13 protein-coding genes are annotated in these 16,023 nt (G+C 65.0%); 1 reads left to right on the forward strand and 12 read right to left on the reverse strand.

The window, feature by feature from the left end:
- The 9 genes from ABDK06_RS03560 to ABDK06_RS03600 form a co-directional block, all read right to left on the reverse strand.
- On the reverse strand, window positions 1-840 hold the full coding sequence (locus ABDK06_RS03560; RefSeq protein ID WP_394938980.1) for a class II fructose-bisphosphate aldolase: 840 nt from the start codon (window positions 838-840) through the stop codon (window positions 1-3).
- Window positions 840-1,778, reverse strand: coding sequence for a 1-phosphofructokinase family hexose kinase (locus ABDK06_RS03565; RefSeq protein ID WP_394938982.1), 939 nt, complete (start codon window positions 1,776-1,778; stop codon window positions 840-842). Before ABDK06_RS03565 ends, ABDK06_RS03560 begins: the two co-directional genes overlap by 1 nt.
- Entirely contained in the window at window positions 1,775-2,770 is a 996-nt protein-coding gene (locus ABDK06_RS03570; RefSeq protein WP_394938984.1) for an ROK family protein, read from the reverse strand. The genes ABDK06_RS03565 and ABDK06_RS03570 overlap by 4 nt, the downstream gene beginning before the upstream one ends.
- 9 nt (window positions 2,771-2,779) lie before the next feature.
- Window positions 2,780-3,706 carry an SIS domain-containing protein gene (locus tag ABDK06_RS03575; RefSeq protein ID WP_394938986.1) on the reverse strand — a complete coding sequence of 309 codons (927 nt, stop codon included), beginning with the start codon at window positions 3,704-3,706 and terminating at the stop codon, window positions 2,780-2,782.
- Window positions 3,707-3,915: 209 nt separating this feature from the next.
- The gene (hutI, locus tag ABDK06_RS03580) at window positions 3,916-5,109 is read right to left on the reverse strand and encodes an imidazolonepropionase (RefSeq protein WP_394940789.1); all 1,194 of its coding nucleotides are present in this window, start codon (window positions 5,107-5,109) and stop codon (window positions 3,916-3,918) included.
- A gap of 134 nt (window positions 5,110-5,243) precedes the next feature.
- On the reverse strand, window positions 5,244-6,539 hold the full coding sequence (locus ABDK06_RS03585; protein ID WP_394938988.1) for a formimidoylglutamate deiminase: 1,296 nt from the start codon (window positions 6,537-6,539) through the stop codon (window positions 5,244-5,246).
- On the reverse strand, window positions 6,536-7,747 hold the full coding sequence (locus ABDK06_RS03590) for an allantoate amidohydrolase (RefSeq protein ID WP_394938990.1): 1,212 nt from the start codon (window positions 7,745-7,747) through the stop codon (window positions 6,536-6,538). The genes ABDK06_RS03585 and ABDK06_RS03590 overlap by 4 nt, the downstream gene beginning before the upstream one ends.
- Before the next feature lie 199 nt (window positions 7,748-7,946).
- Window positions 7,947-9,695, reverse strand: a complete 1,749-nt coding sequence (gene hutU, locus ABDK06_RS03595; protein WP_394938992.1) for a urocanate hydratase — start codon at window positions 9,693-9,695, stop codon at window positions 7,947-7,949.
- On the reverse strand, window positions 9,679-10,434 hold the full coding sequence (locus ABDK06_RS03600; RefSeq protein WP_394938994.1) for an IclR family transcriptional regulator: 756 nt from the start codon (window positions 10,432-10,434) through the stop codon (window positions 9,679-9,681). Before ABDK06_RS03600 ends, hutU begins: the two co-directional genes overlap by 17 nt.
- 216 nt (window positions 10,435-10,650) lie before the next feature.
- Between ABDK06_RS03600 and hutH the strand changes: the two genes are divergently transcribed.
- A complete protein-coding gene (gene hutH, locus ABDK06_RS03605; RefSeq protein ID WP_394938996.1) occupies window positions 10,651-12,210 on the forward strand; it encodes a histidine ammonia-lyase in 1,560 nt (519 codons plus the stop codon).
- Window positions 12,211-12,488: 278 nt separating this feature from the next.
- Here the strand turns inward: hutH and ABDK06_RS03610 are convergent, their stop codons facing one another.
- Genes ABDK06_RS03610 through ABDK06_RS03620 form a run of 3 tightly spaced genes read right to left on the reverse strand, consistent with a single transcriptional unit; the run spans window position 12,489 to window position 15,995 of the window.
- Window positions 12,489-13,727 carry a glycine C-acetyltransferase gene (locus ABDK06_RS03610; RefSeq protein WP_394938998.1) on the reverse strand — a complete coding sequence of 413 codons (1,239 nt, stop codon included), beginning with the start codon at window positions 13,725-13,727 and terminating at the stop codon, window positions 12,489-12,491.
- A gap of 35 nt (window positions 13,728-13,762) precedes the next feature.
- Window positions 13,763-14,809 (reverse strand): L-threonine 3-dehydrogenase, encoded by a 1,047-nt coding sequence (gene tdh, locus ABDK06_RS03615; RefSeq protein ID WP_394939000.1) that lies wholly within the window; start codon window positions 14,807-14,809, stop codon window positions 13,763-13,765.
- A 10-nt stretch (window positions 14,810-14,819) separates the two neighbouring features.
- Window positions 14,820-15,995, reverse strand: coding sequence for a Gfo/Idh/MocA family protein (locus ABDK06_RS03620; protein WP_394939002.1), 1,176 nt, complete (start codon window positions 15,993-15,995; stop codon window positions 14,820-14,822).
- Window positions 15,996-16,023 lie beyond the last annotated feature (28 nt).

The following is a 16,023-nucleotide window of genomic DNA, read 5'->3' on the forward strand; positions in this document are numbered from 1 at the left end:
TCATGAAACTCTCTGAAACATGGTTAGCAATCTGGCGACTTCGGGGATCAAAGCTTCCCGACCCGCTGCCAGATATTTCCGGGAGTCCACCGTTTCCGGATGTTCCGCGAGGTATTCACGGACAGCCCGGGTGAAGAACCCGTTCAAATGGGTGGAAACATTGATTTTACGCATTCCTGCGGCGATCCCCTGCACCAAAACGTCATCGGCGACGCCCGAGGAGCCGTGCAGCACCAGCGGAACCGCAAGAGCGAGCCGAAGCTCCTCGATGCGCCGCAGATTCAGTGCAGCGCTCCGCTCGGTCATCGCGTGCGAGGAGCCCACCGCCACCGCGAGCGCATCAACGGTCGTTTCGGCGACGAAGGCGGCAGCTTCTTGAGGGTCGGTCAGCACCCCCGGAGCGTGGGCTCCGTCCTTGCCTCCTACCTCACCCAGCTCAGCTTCCAGATAGACTCCGTGAGCGTGCGCGTAATCGGCGACTCGGCGGGTCGCCGCGACGTTGTCCCGGTACTCCAGGGTGGCGCCGTCGTACATCACCGAGCCGAAGCCATAGTCGATGGCCGCCATCGCCAATTGTTCGGATTCCGCGTGGTCCAGGTGCACAGCGATCGGCACACTGGCCAGCCGAGCGGCTTCGAGCGTCGCGGCAGCGATTGGTTCGAGGGCACCGTGATAGTTCACGCAATTCTCAGAGATCTGCAGGATGAGCGGCAGTCCCGCTAGTTCCGCACCACGGACCAAGCCCTCGATGGTCTCCAGATGCAGCACATTGAAAGCACCCTGGCCGTAGCCCGAGGTGATCGCAGCATCCATGATTTCGCGGGTCGGTACGAGCGGCATTAGGGGTGTTCCTCCAGGATCAGGGCGGTTTCCAGTTCTTTCCAACGGTCAGAGATCTCTCCGGCCGCGGGCATCAGCACGGCGGCGGAACCCCAGGCAGCAGCGCGGCGCAGCAGCTTCTCGGGCTGAACGGCAGTTGAGCTCTCTCTTGCCTCGGCCAGCACGACGGCGGCCCCCGCCACCGCTGCATCACCGGCTCCGGTAGGGTTACCGGCCAGGGCCTCAGGTAGCCTGGCACTCAGATAACCGGGCCGCCCGGCGATGAAGAGCATCAACCCGAGCTCCCCGTCGCTGATCATTACCTGCTTGGCTCCCAACCGCAGCAGCACACGAGCTCCTGCGGTGAGTTCTCGTTCTCCTGTGGCCTCGACGAGTTCTGCCCGATTGGGTTTGAGCAACTCGGCTCCGGCGCTCGCGGCGGAAAGCAGCCCGGCTCCTGAGGTGTCGATAATGGCTGGCACCCCCGCGTGCTTGGCGAGCGCCACCACTCCAGGGTAGAAATCCGCTGGGGCACCGCTCGGCAGTGATCCCGAAGCGACCAAGAGCGCCGCGCCTTGCAGTTCATCGGCCACCGCCGCGGCCAGGGCCTGCCATTCCGCCGGCAGCAGACTCAGACCCCGCTCATTGAAAATACTGGTTTGCGCCTTGAGTTCATCGACCAAAGCGATCGAACGCCGCGTGGCTGCTGCCACCGGGATCAGCCGTTGCTGAAGCCCGTCCGCGCTCAGCTGCTGGGCCAGTTGCTGCCCGGTCTCACCGCCGAACGTGGCGAGCGCCATGGTTGTGAAGCCCTGGGCGTGTAAAACGCGAGCGACATTGATGCCCTTGCCTCCCGCCCTGCTCAGCGGCTGATCCACTCGATGCGTTTCGCCCAGGGTCACTCCGGCGACCCGGTAGGTCAGGTCGATGGCGGGGTTGGGGGTCAGGGTGAGGATCATAGTGCTGGTTTCAATTCAGCGGCCGTTGCAGACCCGGCTGCACGCCGATCATTGCCCTGAATCTGAGAGGCAATCAGGGATTGTGCTTTGAGCGCCGAACCGATCAGCCCGGCGTTCTGCCCCAGCGTCGCCTTGACCAGCAAAGGCCGAGGTTGGAAGGTCAGCAGACGATCGACTTGCTCGGCGAGTGGTTCGAAGAGCGCAGCACCGGCTTCGGCCAGGCCGCCGCCGATGACGACCTTCGTGATGCCGATCATCGCTACGGTCTGTGCGATGGAAAAGGCCAAAGCGGCGATTGCATCGGCCCAGATTTGCTGGGCCATCAGATCTCCACGCTGGCTCAAGTGCAGCACTTCCCTGGCTCCGCCGGAAAACCCAGGAACGGCTTCAGCGTATCTGCGAGCAATCGCCCCGGCTGAACCAGTGGCTTCCATAATGTTCAGGCCACCGCCTGGAGCGGGAGCCATCGCGTGCCCCACTTCACCGGCATAACCACCGGCCTGCAATCGTCTGCCATCCACGTAGAGGGCTGCGGCGATTCCGGTGCCGACCACCAAGATCATCTCGTTCTGGGCGCCCTGCCCAGCGCCCAGGGCCACCTCGGCATCTCCCGCCACTGCGACGTCATGACCGAAAGCCACCGGCCTACCGAGCCTGTTTTCCAGGCGAGCTTTGAAAGGGTAGTCATGCCAGCCCAGATTGGCCGCGTAAATACCGAGGCCTCGGGCCTCGTCGACGAGTCCCGGCACGCTCACCCCGAAGGCATCGAGGCGATACGCCGGATGCGCCGCAGCATAGCGATCCACCAGACCGGCGAGGAACTCCACTAGGACGTCACCGGGGTTCTCGGCGTCCAGCGCGGTGGGAAAGCGCTCAATATCGAGGATCTCCGGAATTTCACCCCGCGAGGCCGGTAGAACCAAGCCCGCTTTGGTGTCCGTACCGCCGACGTCGAAGGCCAGCACAGCAGATTCAGCTTTTTGGATGGTCATGCGAAAAGTCTATGATCGCTGATCATCCAAAATGACCGAACGGCTCAGATTTCGTGGTGAGTCCGGATCAAGACCGCGAACCCGGGCCCGCTCCAGGGCGACCCGGTGGATCAGCACCAGCTCGGCGAGTGGGTGCTCGGCCCGGGCGATGAAGCTCGCACCGGTGCGCTGCACTTCTTCGGACAAGCCAACGGGCGGGGTACCGAGCATCCAGGTCACCCGGCCCGGTGCGGCAATCGAGATCGGGCCGTGCCGATACTCCATGGCCGGATACGACTCGGTCCAGCCCTGCACCGCTTCACGCATCTTCAGGGCCGCTTCCTGGGCCAGGCCGTTGGTCCAGCCCTGGCCGAGGAAAGTGAATTGTTCAGCTGCGATGAGCTCCTGCGGGATCTCCTCCGCCAGAGCGCTTTCAGCATCTCTGATCGCTTCGTCGAGGTCGATATCGAGGCTGCTGAGCAGGTAGCTCAGCGCGGTGGTGGCGAACCGGGTCTGCACCACCGAGCGCTCATCGGCGAAGGGCAGCTTGACCACGGAGTCGGCGAGTTGCACAGCCGGAGAATCTACATCTCCTACGATCAGCGTGCTCGGGATCTGGCCCTTGATCTGTTCAAGGACGGCGAGCACCTCGGTGGTGGTGCCGGAACGAGTCAGTGCGATCACGGCGTCGTAACCGCGATCGAGGAAGGCCTCGGTAGCGGTGAAGGCGTCGGTCTCGCCCAGCCCCGCGGACTCTCGGGCCACGGCATAGCTCTGCGCCATGAACCAGGAGGTGCCGCAGCCGATCACGGCGACCCGCGCGCCATCTGCGGGCAACAGTCGCTGCTGATCGGTGTTCTCAACCCGCGACTGCGCAATAGCCTGACGCCAGACCTCGGGCTGACTGCGCAATTCAGCTTCCATGAAGACCCCACCTCGGGCAAGCTGTTCCGTCATAAAGACCTTCTCCTCAGTTGAAACCAGAAGTCGTACCGAGCCGCTCACCCGCCGGTTCGAAGGCCGTGGCAGAGCGGCGAAACGTTATCGCTAGCCTATCACCAAGTGATATAAGTTGACGAATATAAGTAGTTTTCAATCAATCTACAGCTTCAATCAATCACTTTTGTGATCAAACTTGAGGAGTTCCCTGCTGAGCAGGGCTCACTTCAGCGCTCCCAGACCAGCTCCCCGGCCCGCCACACCGCTTTGGTCAAAGGAACGCCCGGGCGGTACGCCAGGTGAGTCGCGGAGGGAGCCTCCAGCATTTGCAGATCAGCCCGGTGCCCCACCGCAATGGACCCAACGGCTCGCTGCCCGTCGGCGTCCTGACCGGTGTGACGGCGCAACGCGAGTGCGCCGCCCCAGGTGGCCGCCCGCACCGCTTCCCGCACGCTGAGCCCCATCTGCAGCACCGCGGTGGTCACGCAGTACGGCATCGAGGTGGTGAAGGAGGTGCCCGGATTGCAGTTCGAGGCGAGCGCGAGCTGCACTCCGGCGTCTAAAAGTCGACGGCCCGGGGCGAGCGGTTGCCGGGTGGAGAGATCGCAGGCCGGCAAACAGGTGGCAACGGTGCCTGCGGATTCGGCCGAGCCATCCCAGCCGGACCAGGACCCGGCGAGCGCCTCGATCTCGGAGTCGTCCAGGTAGTTCAGGTGGTCGACGCTCGCAGCGCCGAATTCGACAGCCAAGCGGACCCCCGCTCCCGGTCCCAGCTGATTTCCGTGCACCCGCAGACCGAGTCCCGCCGATTGGCAGGCTTCCAGCACCCGCCGGGACTGGGCTTCGGTGAAAGCGCCTCGCTCGCAGAAAACATCGGCCCACTGCACCCAGGGCAGCACGGCTTGCAGCATCGGCCCGCAGACCAGCTCGGTGTACTCCTCGGCATCCGCTCCGGCGGGCACCAGGTGCGCCCCCAGGTAGGTCACCTGATCAGCCACCCGGCTGGCGATCTGCGCGCTACGGCGCTCGTTCTCGACGTCGAGGCCGTAGCCGGTCTTGGTCTCCAGGTAGGTGGTTCCCTGGCTGAGTGCTTCGGCGACCCGAGCGCGAGCCAGCTCCTCCAAGTACTGATCGCTGGCCTGCCGAGTGGCGTCCACAGTGACCGCTATGCCGCCAGCAGCATAGGTACCCCCTGAAATTCGGGCTTCGAACTCGGCGGTCCGGTCACCGGCGAAAACCAGGTGGCTGTGCGAGTCCACCCAACCGGGCAGCACCGCCCGGCCTGCGACGTCGAACATCTCATCCGCTGCCGGGGCTTCACTGGCCGCGCCGATCCAGCTGATCCGCTCCCCTTCGAAGATCACGGCGGCGTTGCGCAGCACACCGTCCTCGGCGTCCGGGTTGCCCAGGTCCTGGGTCATCAGCTCACCGATATTGCTCAGCAGCCAACTCTTCGCTGTACTTCTCTTCGCTGTACTTCTCTTCGCAGCGCTTCCGGACTTCCCAGCGCTTCCGGACTTCCCAGGGCTTCCGGGCCCCGCCGCTGATTCGATGCTCATCTGATGCCCTCCTGGGTTCGATTTTGGGCCCGATCCAGTGCTTTCAATGCTTCCCGTAGCAGCTTCGCGGGATCGCCCAGTTCCGTATGAATGCCCTGCACAGCCCTTTCCCGACCCGCGATTCGCACGCTCAGTACATCCTGAGCGGTGGCGCTCATCACTAGCTGGGCTGAATGACTTCCCGCGGTGCGCACCGAGTCAGCGGAGAGCTGCTGAGTGTCTGTTATCGGGTCGTCTTCGGAACGTCCCAGCGAGCGCAGACCTCCCTGATGGGCGATCTCCAGCAGCTGCGAAGGGCTGAAGCGGCCTCGCACCCCGCTGCGCAATCGTTCGCCGTATTCCAGCGCCCTGATCTCCTGCCAAGGGTCCACTACGGCATGCTGGTCGCTGCCGATCGCCAGCCGCGCCCCGGCCTGTGCCAGTTCGAGTGCCGGGCCAATGCCATCCGCCAGATCGGCTTCGGTGGTCGGGCAGATCACCGCTGTCACCTCGGCCTCACCCAGCAGGGCCACGTCCTGCTCGGTGAGATGAGTGGCATGCACTACAGAGAGCCGCGGCGCGAGCAGCCCTGCTTTGGCCAGCAGACCGGTGGGAGTCAGCCCGGTCGCTGCCAGGCAGTCGGCGTTCTCCTGCGGCTGCTCGGAGAGATGGACGTGCAAGGGAAGCTGAGGGTCCAGTTCCTTGGCAATGATGCGCAATTGAGCTGGCGAGACGGCGCGGACCGAGTGCACAGCGGCACCGATCTGGACGTATTCCGGATCGAATTCGCCGTCGATGGCGTTCCGCAGTGAATCGAGACGTTTCAGCCAAGCCGAGGCATCGCCGTCGCTGAACCGTCGTTGCACGGGGTTCGGCGGGATCCGGCTGGCACCCTTGGCTGTATCGCTCAGCTCAAAGCCGCCGTCGAGGTAGCAGGTGTCGAGCAGAGTCAGCCGGATCCCCGCGTTCTGCGCCGCTCGGGCGAGGGCGAACTCCATCTCGTGATGCGGATAGCGACTGCCATCGGCGTGGTGGTGCAGATAGTGGAACTCCCCTACCGCACCGTAGCCCGCTGTCACCATTTCGGCGTAGACCGCGGTGGCCAGTTGCTCGTAGAGCTCAGGGGTGAGCGCAGCGGCTGCGGCGTACATCTGGCTCCGCCAGGACCAGAAATCGCCGGTGCTGTCATGGGTCCTGCCGCGCAGTGCTCGGTGGAAGGCGTGCGAGTGAGCGTTGACGGCGGGCGGAAACCAATAGCTCAGCGGCTCAGTTGCCCGTGATTCAGCGGGCGGTTGGTCAACCGCGCCGCTCATAGCAGGCCTTCCAGCACATCGGCGAGCGCGACGGCGGCGTAGTCGGCGTCCGAGTCTTCCACAGCTTCTTCGGGCGAATGCGAGATACCGGTGGGGTTGCGGATGAAGAGCATGCCCGCGGGTAGGTAGGGCGCCAGAATTCCGGCGTCGTGCCCGGCTCCGCTGTCCAGCACCGGGGCGCCGGGCAGCAGCCTCTGCAACTCGGCTTGCAGGCCCGAGTCAAAACCCGTGGTGGAGCTGAAGGACTCCTCGGTAAGGGTCACCGTGCAGCCCTCGTTGGCGGCGGCGATCTGGGCTTGGCCGTGGATTTTCTGCACCACGGCCGCGGTCACGGCGTCGTCCGGGTGGCGCACATCGAGCCAGAGTTCCACCCGGGAGGCGATCACGTTAGTGCCTCCGGGGATGGGTTGCAGTCTGCCCACGGTGGCCCGGGCATCGTTCTGCGCCGCGGCGACTTTGCGGGCGGAGAGCACGATCTGGGCAGCTGCGATCATCGGATCGGCCCGATCGGCCATCAGCGTGGTCCCGGCATGATTGCCCTGCCCGGAGATGGTGAACTTCCAGCGGCCGTGGCCCAGGATCGAACCGGCCACCGCTACCGGGGCTGCCATGTCGATCAACCCGCGACCTTGCTCGACGTGGAGTTCCAGGAACTGGCCGATCCGCGCCAGCCCCTCCGGGTCAGCCCCCAGCTGTTCTGGGGCTATTCCGTTCCGGGCGGAGAGCTCAGCGAAGCTCTTGCCTTCGGCATCCTTCAGGCTGCGCGCTCGATCGGCGTCAATGGCACCGGTCAGCAGCCGGGAGCCGAGGCAGGCGATGCCGAATCTGGAGCCTTCTTCCTCGGGGAAGACGGTCAGCGCGAGCGAACGCTTACCGTGCTGCCCCGGCTGGACGCCACGCGCTCGAAGTTCGTCGACGGCGGCCAGCGCGGCAGACACTCCGAGTGGCCCGTCGAAGGCTCCGCCGCCGGGCACCGAGTCCAGGTGGCTGCCGGTGACCAGGGAGCCGTCCTGCTCCGGCCCGTACCAGGCCCAGATAATGCCATTCCGGTCGGTCTGCACCTCCAGTTGACGGCGTTCGGCCTCGGCGATGAACCACGACCGCAAGTCCAGCTCAGCGGCCGAGTACACCGGGCGGCTGTAGCCACCGCGCTTGGCGTCCCGTCCGACGTCGGAGATCGCTCCGAGCAGTGAGGTGACCGTGCTCATCGTTGCTGCCTTTCGTTCAAGTCGGCTTGCCGGAGCGAAGATTTTCCCGGCTCGGCAAAGATTTCCCGCGCGCTCACCTTTGGTTTCAACCCTCGTGGTGAGAGAAGCGCGAAAAATCCAACTCGCCTACAGAAAATCCACGCACCGGCATCCAGCCGGGGTTGCTCGGTCATTGAAGTTGCACTTTCGACGATCCGCCTTACCGCTCCTGTGCCTCAGAGGAAGACATCGGCACTCGCACACCGCGCTCCGCGGCGATCTCGCTGGCCCGGGCGTAACCGGCGTCGACGTGCCGGATCACGCCCATTCCCGGGTCGTTGGTGAGCAGCCGTTCCAGCTTCTCGGCGGCGAGCGCGCTGCCGTCAGCTACCGAGACCTGTCCGGCGTGGATCGAGCGGCCGATGCCGACTCCGCCGCCATGGTGGATCGACACCCAGGTGGCCCCGGAGGAAGTGTTGAGCAGCGCGTTCAGCAGCGGCCAGTCGGCGATCGCATCCGAGCCGTCCGCCATCGCCTCGGTCTCCCGGTAGGGCGAGGCCACCGAACCGGAGTCCAGGTGGTCGCGGCCGATCACGATGGGCGCGGAGACCTTGCCTTCGGCCACCAGCTGGTTGAAGAGCAGCCCCGCTTTGGCTCGGTCGCCATAGCCCAGCCAGCAGATTCGGGCGGGCAGCCCCTCGAACTCGACGTGCTCCGCAGCTGCGTCCAGCCAGCGGTGCAGGTGCTGGTTCTCCGGGAACAGCTCCTTGAGCGCCGCGTCGGTGACCGCGATATCTGCCGGGTCGCCGGAGAGCGCCACCCAGCGGAACGGGCCGAGCCCTTCGCAGAACAGCGGACGAATATAGGCGGGCACGAAGCCCGGGAAGGCGAAGGCCCGCTCGTAGCCGCCCTTGCGGGCCTCGTCGCGGATCGAGTTTCCGTAGTCGAAAACCTCGGCCCCGGCATCTTGGAAGCCGACCATGGCTTCGACGTGCCGGGCCATCGAGACCTGGGATTTCTTGGTGAAGCCCTCGGGGTCGCCCTGCGCCTCGCGCTGCCACTCGTCCAGCGAAACTCCCTCTGGCAGGTAGCTCAGCGGGTCGTGCGCACTGGTCTGATCGGTCACCACGTCGATCTGGAACTCGCCCGCCCGGTGGCGTTCCAGCAGGGCGGGGAAGACCTCGGCGGCGTTGCCGACGTAGCCGACCGAGAGCGGCCGCTTCTCCGCTTTGGCGGCGAGTACCTTGGCGAGCGCGGATTCCAGATCAGTATCGACGTCGTCCAGGTAACGCTTGCCCAGGCGACGGCGCAGTCGTTCCTCGCTGACATCGATGATCAGGCAGGCTCCGCCATTCAAGGTGACGGCGAGCGGCTGGGCGCCGCCCATCCCACCGCAGCCGCCGGTCAGGGTCAGCGTGCCGGCCAGGGTCGGCGTCTCGATCCGGCCTTCAGCAAACAGCTTGGCGGCGACGGCGGCAAAGGTCTCGAAGGTGCCTTGCAGAATGCCCTGGGTGCCGATGTAGATCCAGGAACCGGCGGTCATCTGGCCGTACATCATCAGCCCCTCGGCTTCGAGCCTGCGGAACTCGGGCCAGGTGGCCCAGTCACCCACCAGGTTCGAATTGGCCAGCAGCACCCGAGGCGCCCATTCGTGAGTGCGGAAGACGCCGACCGGCTTGCCGGATTGCACCAGCAGCGTCTCGTCCTTCTCCAGCTCGGTGAGCGCGCGGACGATGGCGTCATAGGCTTCCCAGCTGCGTGCCGCCCGGCCGGTGCCGCCGTAGACCACGAGGTCCTCGGGCCGTTCGGCGACTTCGGGGTCGAGGTTGTTCATCAGCATCCGCAGCGGTGCTTCGGTCTGCCATGACTTGGCGCTCAGCTCGGTGCCGCGGGCAGCCCGGATAGTGTTGCCATTGCTGTAACGGGACGGGTCGTGCTGAGTGAAACTGGAATTAGCGGCGGGAGACATCTCTCGGCCTTTCTGATTGATCTGTCGGATCTGATCGGTCTTTGGAGCTAGTTGCTGACTGAAGATCGGGGTTCAAGATGGAGCTGGCTTCAGCCGCCAGCAGGGCACCGATTCGCTCGGCGTCGACCGCGCTGATCCGGTAGCTGGGAGCCACCACGCTGAGCGCCGCCACTGTTCGACCGCCGACCACCACGGGTGACGCTATCGCGGTGACATCGGCTTCCACTCCGTCGGTCACCACAATGTAGCCCTTCGAGCCGAGGCCGCCCTCCGACCCAAGGCCGGTCAGCGCGGCCCCGGCGGCGGTTCCTTCGAGCGGGATGCTGCGGCCCACCCAGCTCGAATGGCGCACCGAGTGGGTGCCTTCCTGAACCGCGATATAGATGCCGTTCTGGCTGTCTCCCGCGGCGGAGGACCTGACATTGAGATAAGCGGATTCGCCGGTCGCCGCGACCAGGCGTCGCATCGACTCCTGGGCCATCGACACCAGGGATTCATTGGCCAGGGCCTGAGCTCCGAGCTGCACGATCCGCATCCCTGGCCGGTAGCCGTCGTCCTCCTTGCGCACGAAACCAGCTGTTTCCATGGTGCGCAGCAGCCGCAAAGCGGTGGACGCCGAAAGCTCGGCGTCGCGAGCCGCCTCGGCGAGCGAGACACTGCCGCGGTCACAGACCACGCCGAGCAGGTTAAGCGCGCGTTCAACGGTTTTTGTTGAGGGGGCAGCGTGCGCCTCCGCCATGACCCGACCTCCTGCCGTTGGAACGATCTGCTTCTTATGTCATGCATCCCTTGCATTCGGCCGAGGAATGTATTTCACTTATTGAAACGTGTATTTCATCAATTGGCAAGGGCTTTGAGTATCCTTCCGCACTGAATCGAGATTTCAGGGGTAAGCACGACTTGCCCCACCGAAACCCCGGATTCGATGGGGTCTGCTTCGCTCGAAAGGAACACTATGAACACCGAGGTAGAGATCGGCGTCGGCGCACTGCTCCCCGAGCAGGTAGTCGCGGTGGCACGGCACGATGCCAAGGTGTCGCTCAGCGAGGAGTCGGTCGCCGCGATGACCGCTTCCCGCGCGGTGATCGAAGAGCTAGTCACCGACAGCAAACCGCACTACGGCGTCTCCACCGGTTTCGGCGCACTCGCCACCAAGCACATCCCGGTGGAGCTGCGCAGCCAGCTGCAACGCTCGCTGATCCGTTCGCACGCCGCCTCCTCGGGGGCCGAGGTGGACCGCGAGGTGGTGCGCGGGCTGATGCTGAACCGGCTCTCCACCCTGGCCACCGGCCGCACCGGCGTCCGCCCCAGTACGGCGCAAGCTTATGTCGAGCTGCTGAACGCCGGGATCACCCCGGTGATCGGCGAGTACGGCTCACTGGGCTGCTCCGGGGATCTGGCGCCGCTCTCGCACTGCGCACTCGCCCTGATGGGTGAGGGCGAGGTGCGCGACCGCGACGGCGTCACACTGCCCGCCGCCGAGGCCCTCGCCAACGCCGGATTGCAGCCCATCGAACTGCGCGAAAAAGAGGGCCTCGCGCTGATCAACGGCACCGATGGCATGCTTGGCATGTTGATCCTGGCCTCCCACGATCTGCACCGCCTCTTTGCTATCGCCGATCTAGCCGCCGCGATGAGCGTCGAAGGGCTGCTCGGCACCGACTCGGTTTTCGCCGAGGATCTGCACGCGCTGCGCCCGCATCCGGGGCAGCGCGATTCCGCGGCCAATATCCGCGCCGTACTGGCAGGCTCGGCACTGATCGCCGAGAACCGCGCGGAGGGTTCCTTCACCCGGGTCCAGGACGCTTACTCACTGCGCTGCGCCCCTCAGGTGCACGGAGCCGCCCGGGCCACGCTAAGTCACGTTGAATCGGTGGCCGGCTATGAGCTCTCCTCAGCGGTGGACAATCCCGTGGTCACCCTGGACGGCCGGGTGGAATCCAACGGTAACTTCCACGGCGCCCCGGTAGGTTACGCCCTGGACTTCCTGGCTATCGCCGTCGCCGATGTCGCCTCGATGAGTGAACGCCGCACCGATCGGTTCCTGGATAAATCCCGGAACCACGGGCTCAACGCCTTCTTGGCCGACGATCCGGGCGTCGATTCCGGGCATATGATCGCTCAGTACACCCAGGCCGGCATCGTCTCCGAACTGAAGCGACTGGCCGCTCCCGCCTCGGTCGACTCCATCCCGTCCTCGGCCATGCAGGAAGACCACGTCTCGATGGGCTGGGCTGCCGGTCTGAAATTGCGCCGCGCCCTGGACGGGCTCACCAGGGTGCTGGCCATCGAGATCCTCACCTCCGCCCGGGCGATGGACTTCCGCGACGGCGGAGTATCCAGCTCCAAAGGCTCCCCCGCTACCACCGCGGCGCGCGCGCTGATCCGCGAGCATGTCGCAGGCCCCGGAACCGATAGGTACCTGGCGCCCGAGATCGAAGCGGTCCGGGTGCTGGTCGACGACGGCTCGCTGCTGGCCGCGGCCGAGTCGAGGTTGGAAAAGCCGCTGCTTTAGCCCAAAGCCCAGTACCCCTCTTTCAGCTGTCCCGCTGAATCTCGTCCAGCCATCCCACCGAATGTTACGGGTGGTGCGGATGTGGCAAAAATCCGGCCTCATCCGTAACATCTGCAACACTCAGTGGGACAGCTGGTTTCACAGGAGTGGATGGGGGCACAACTGAGAGGCATAGCACGCCCTGAGGGCGCTGATTCTGTCTTGTGCTGATTCGCGGTGAGGGCCGAGAGCCCTTGAGACCTTGTGCTGATTCAGCCTTGCGCTGATTCGGCGTCCGCTCAGGCGGCTTGCTGCCGCGCCGCGACGAAGGCGCGAACGCAGGTTTCGACGTCGTCAGTGGAATGCGAGGCGGAGAGCTGCACCCGGATCCGCGCCGCACCGCGCGGCACCACCGGGAAGCTGAAGGCCGTGACATAGACGCCCTGCTCCAGCATGGCGTCGGCCACTTTGGCGGCCAGCACGGCGTCGCCGAACATTACCGGGACGATGGCGTGCTCGCCGTCGAGCAGCTCGAAACCCTCCTCGGACATCCGCCGGCGGAACAAGGCAGCGTTCTCGAAGAGCTTCTCGCGCAGCCCAGCCGAATCGCGGACCAGTTCAAGAGCCTTCAAGGTGGCCGCCACGATAGCCGGAGCCAGCGAGTTGGAGAACAGGTAGGGCCGGGCCTTCTGCCGCAGCATTGCGACGATCTCGCCGCGGCCGGAGACATAGCCACCGGAGGCCCCGCCGAGGGCCTTGCCGAAGGTCCCGGTGTAGATGTCGATCCGCTCGGAGACCCCGGCGTGCTCGGGCGTGCCCGCTCCGGTGGCCCCCATGAAACCGACGGCGTGCGAGTCGTCCACCATCACCAGGGCATCGTACTTCTCGGCCAGATCACAGATTGCCTCGAGCGGTGCCAGGTAGCCGTCCATCGAGAAGACGCCGTCGGTGACGATGATCTTGCGGCGTGCGCCACTGTTCTCTTGACCAGCACCGTTCTGCGCACCGCCGTTCTGCCCCGAGGCTTCGATCAGTTTGGCTTCCAGATCGGCCATATTCTGGTTCGCATAGCGGTAGCGGGCCGCTTTGGAGAGCCGGATGCCGTCGATGATCGAGGCGTGGTTCAGGGCGTCGGAGATGATCGCGTCCTCCGGGCCGAAGAGCGATTCGAAGACCCCGCCATTGGCGTCGAAGCAGGAGGAGAACAGAATGGTGTCCTCGGTGCCCAGGAACTGGGAGACAGCTGCTTCGAGTTCCAGGTGCAGGTCCTGGGTGCCGCAGATAAAGCGCACACTGGCCATCCCGAAGCCGCGCTCGTCCAGCGCTTGCTTTGCGGCCTCGATCAGCGCGGGGTGGTCGGCTAGGCCGAGGTAGTTATTGGCGCAGAAGTTCAGCACCTGCTGGGTACCACCGTCCAGCGGCCCGGCGGCGATATGCGCGCTCTGCGCTGAGGCGATCTTCCGTTCTGTTTTGAACAGCCCCGCGCCGCGGATTTCACCCAGTTCGGCGCCGAGCTGGTCTTTGATGCTTGAGTACATCGGAATCTCCTAAAAACTACGCTTGAACCAGAAAACTAAAAGACCGACCAGTCGAGCACGACTTTGCCACCCACGCCGGATTTCGCCTCGTTGAAACCGGCCTCCCACTGGGTAGCCGGCAGCACGTCGGTGACAATCGAGGAAATCCCGGCGTGCAGTACCGGGTTGGACATCAGCATGGCGCTCATCGCATACCAGGTCTCGAACATCTCCCGGCCATAGATGCCTTGCAGGGTCAGCATGTGAGTGACCACTTTGGCCCAGTCGATGTCGATCGGCGCGGCGGGCAGGCCGAGCATCGCGATCCGGCCGCCGTGGTTCATGTTCTCGATCATCTCGGGCAGCGCGGTGGGGTGGCCGGACATCTCCAGGCCGATGTCGAAGCCCTCGCGCATACCGAGTTCAGCCTGAGCTTCGCGGATCCGCATCTGCGAGACGTCGATGGCTAAGTCCACGCCCAGCTTGCGGGCAAGTTCCAGCCGAGGGGCCGAGACGTCGGTGATCGCGATCTTGCGGGCTCCGGCGTGCCGGGCGACGGCGATCGCCATTAGCCCGATCGGCCCGGCCCCGGTGATCAGCACGTCCTCCCCGAGCAGCGGGAACTTCAGCGCGGTGTGCGTGGCGTTGCCCAGCGGATCGAAGATCGCACCGAGTTCTGGAGTGATCGCCGGATCCTGGTGCACCCAGACATTGGTCTCCGGGATCACCACGTACTCGGCGAAGGCACCGTCGCGCTGCACTCCGACGCTGAGCGTGCGGATGCACATCTGACGGCGACCGGCCCGGCAGTTGCGGCAGGTGCCGCAGACGATATGGCCTTCGCCGGAGACCTTGTCCCCCACTTTGACGTCCCGCACGCCGTCGCCGATCTCCACGACTTCGCCATAGAACTCGTGTCCCGGGATAAGCGGCGCGCTGACTGTGGACTGCGCCCAGGCGTCCCAGGCTTGGATATGCAGATCGGTGCCGCAGATCCCGGTGGTGGCGACCCGGATTTTGACGTCGAATTCACCGGTTCGCGGTTCGGGACGGTCAACGAGTTCGAAACCGGCCTGTGGACCGGGTTTGAAGAGTGCTTTCACGGCAATAACTCTACCGTTGCCCGCCCTCGAAATACGCCACTAGATCGGCCGGTAATTCCGGCACCTGCCGGGCTCCGCCGTCGGATCTGAGCGACTGGGCCGCGAGTACTCCGGCGGCCACCGCCTGCCGCGCCGCGATCGGACTGGTCTCGGTGACGCCCCCGGAGCGAGCGAAGCGCAGGAACTCAGCGATCAGCGCGGGGTCAGCTCCACCATGGCCTTCGTCGTCACCGGCGATCTCAAGGGTTTCGTCGGCTTCAGGCAAACCCGAAATCGAACGGGAGGTCCACACCTTGATCGTGCCGCCGGGGCCATCTCCGTAGTTCTCGATTCGTCCAGCGGTGCCGATCACGGTGTAGTTCCGCCAGTAATCGGGGGTGAACATGCACTGCTGATAAGAGGCCAGCACCCCGTTGTCGAGCACCATCTGCATCATCGAGAGGTCCTCGACGTCGATCGCCGGGTTCAGCTCGGTCTGTGCGGTGGGCGGCCAGTTGTCTTTCGAGAACCAATCCGCCATCCGGCGGTCGGTATTGTCTCGCCGCGAAGCCACTCCCCCGTAAACGCTGAGCGAACCGATGGCAGAAACCTGCCGGGTGTAACCACCGGCCAGCCAGTGGATCACATCGATATCGTGAGCGCCCTTTTGCAGCAGCAGGGAATTCACCTTGGCTTGCTGGGCGTGCCAGTCCTTGAAGTAGTAGTCCCCGCCGTTGCCGACGAAATGCCGGCACCAGATCGCTTTCACCTCGCCGATCCGGCCGGATTGGATCACCTCGCGCAGCTGCCGGATCACCGGCATATGCCGCATATTATGGCCGAGGTAGAGCCTGGTTTTAGTGCGGTAGGCGGTCTCCAGGATCGCGTCGGCGGCTTCCAGGGAGATCTCCAGTGGCTTCTCGCAGAACACCGGGATGCTGGCCTCCAGTAGCGGGATCACCACCTCGGCGTGGGCGAAGTCGGGTACGAGGACGACGACGGCGTCCACACCCTCGGCGATCAGCTCGGCCAGGCTCTCGGTCACTTTCGCGCCCGGGAGCTTGGCGGCGGCATCCGCCCGGCCGCGTTCGCTGGTATCGCAGACCACGCTGACCCGGGAACCCTCACCGGGTCTCTCCAGGTACCGCCACAGCCCGGCGCGCAGGCCAAAGCCCACAATCCCGACGCGCAGATCTTCTTCGCTCATGCCCTCGCCCTTCGCCGAGTGTGCAGAT

This window comes from Psychromicrobium ferritrahens (assembly GCF_043789415.1).
In the GTDB taxonomy this organism is placed as follows: domain Bacteria; phylum Actinomycetota; class Actinomycetes; order Actinomycetales; family Micrococcaceae; genus Renibacterium.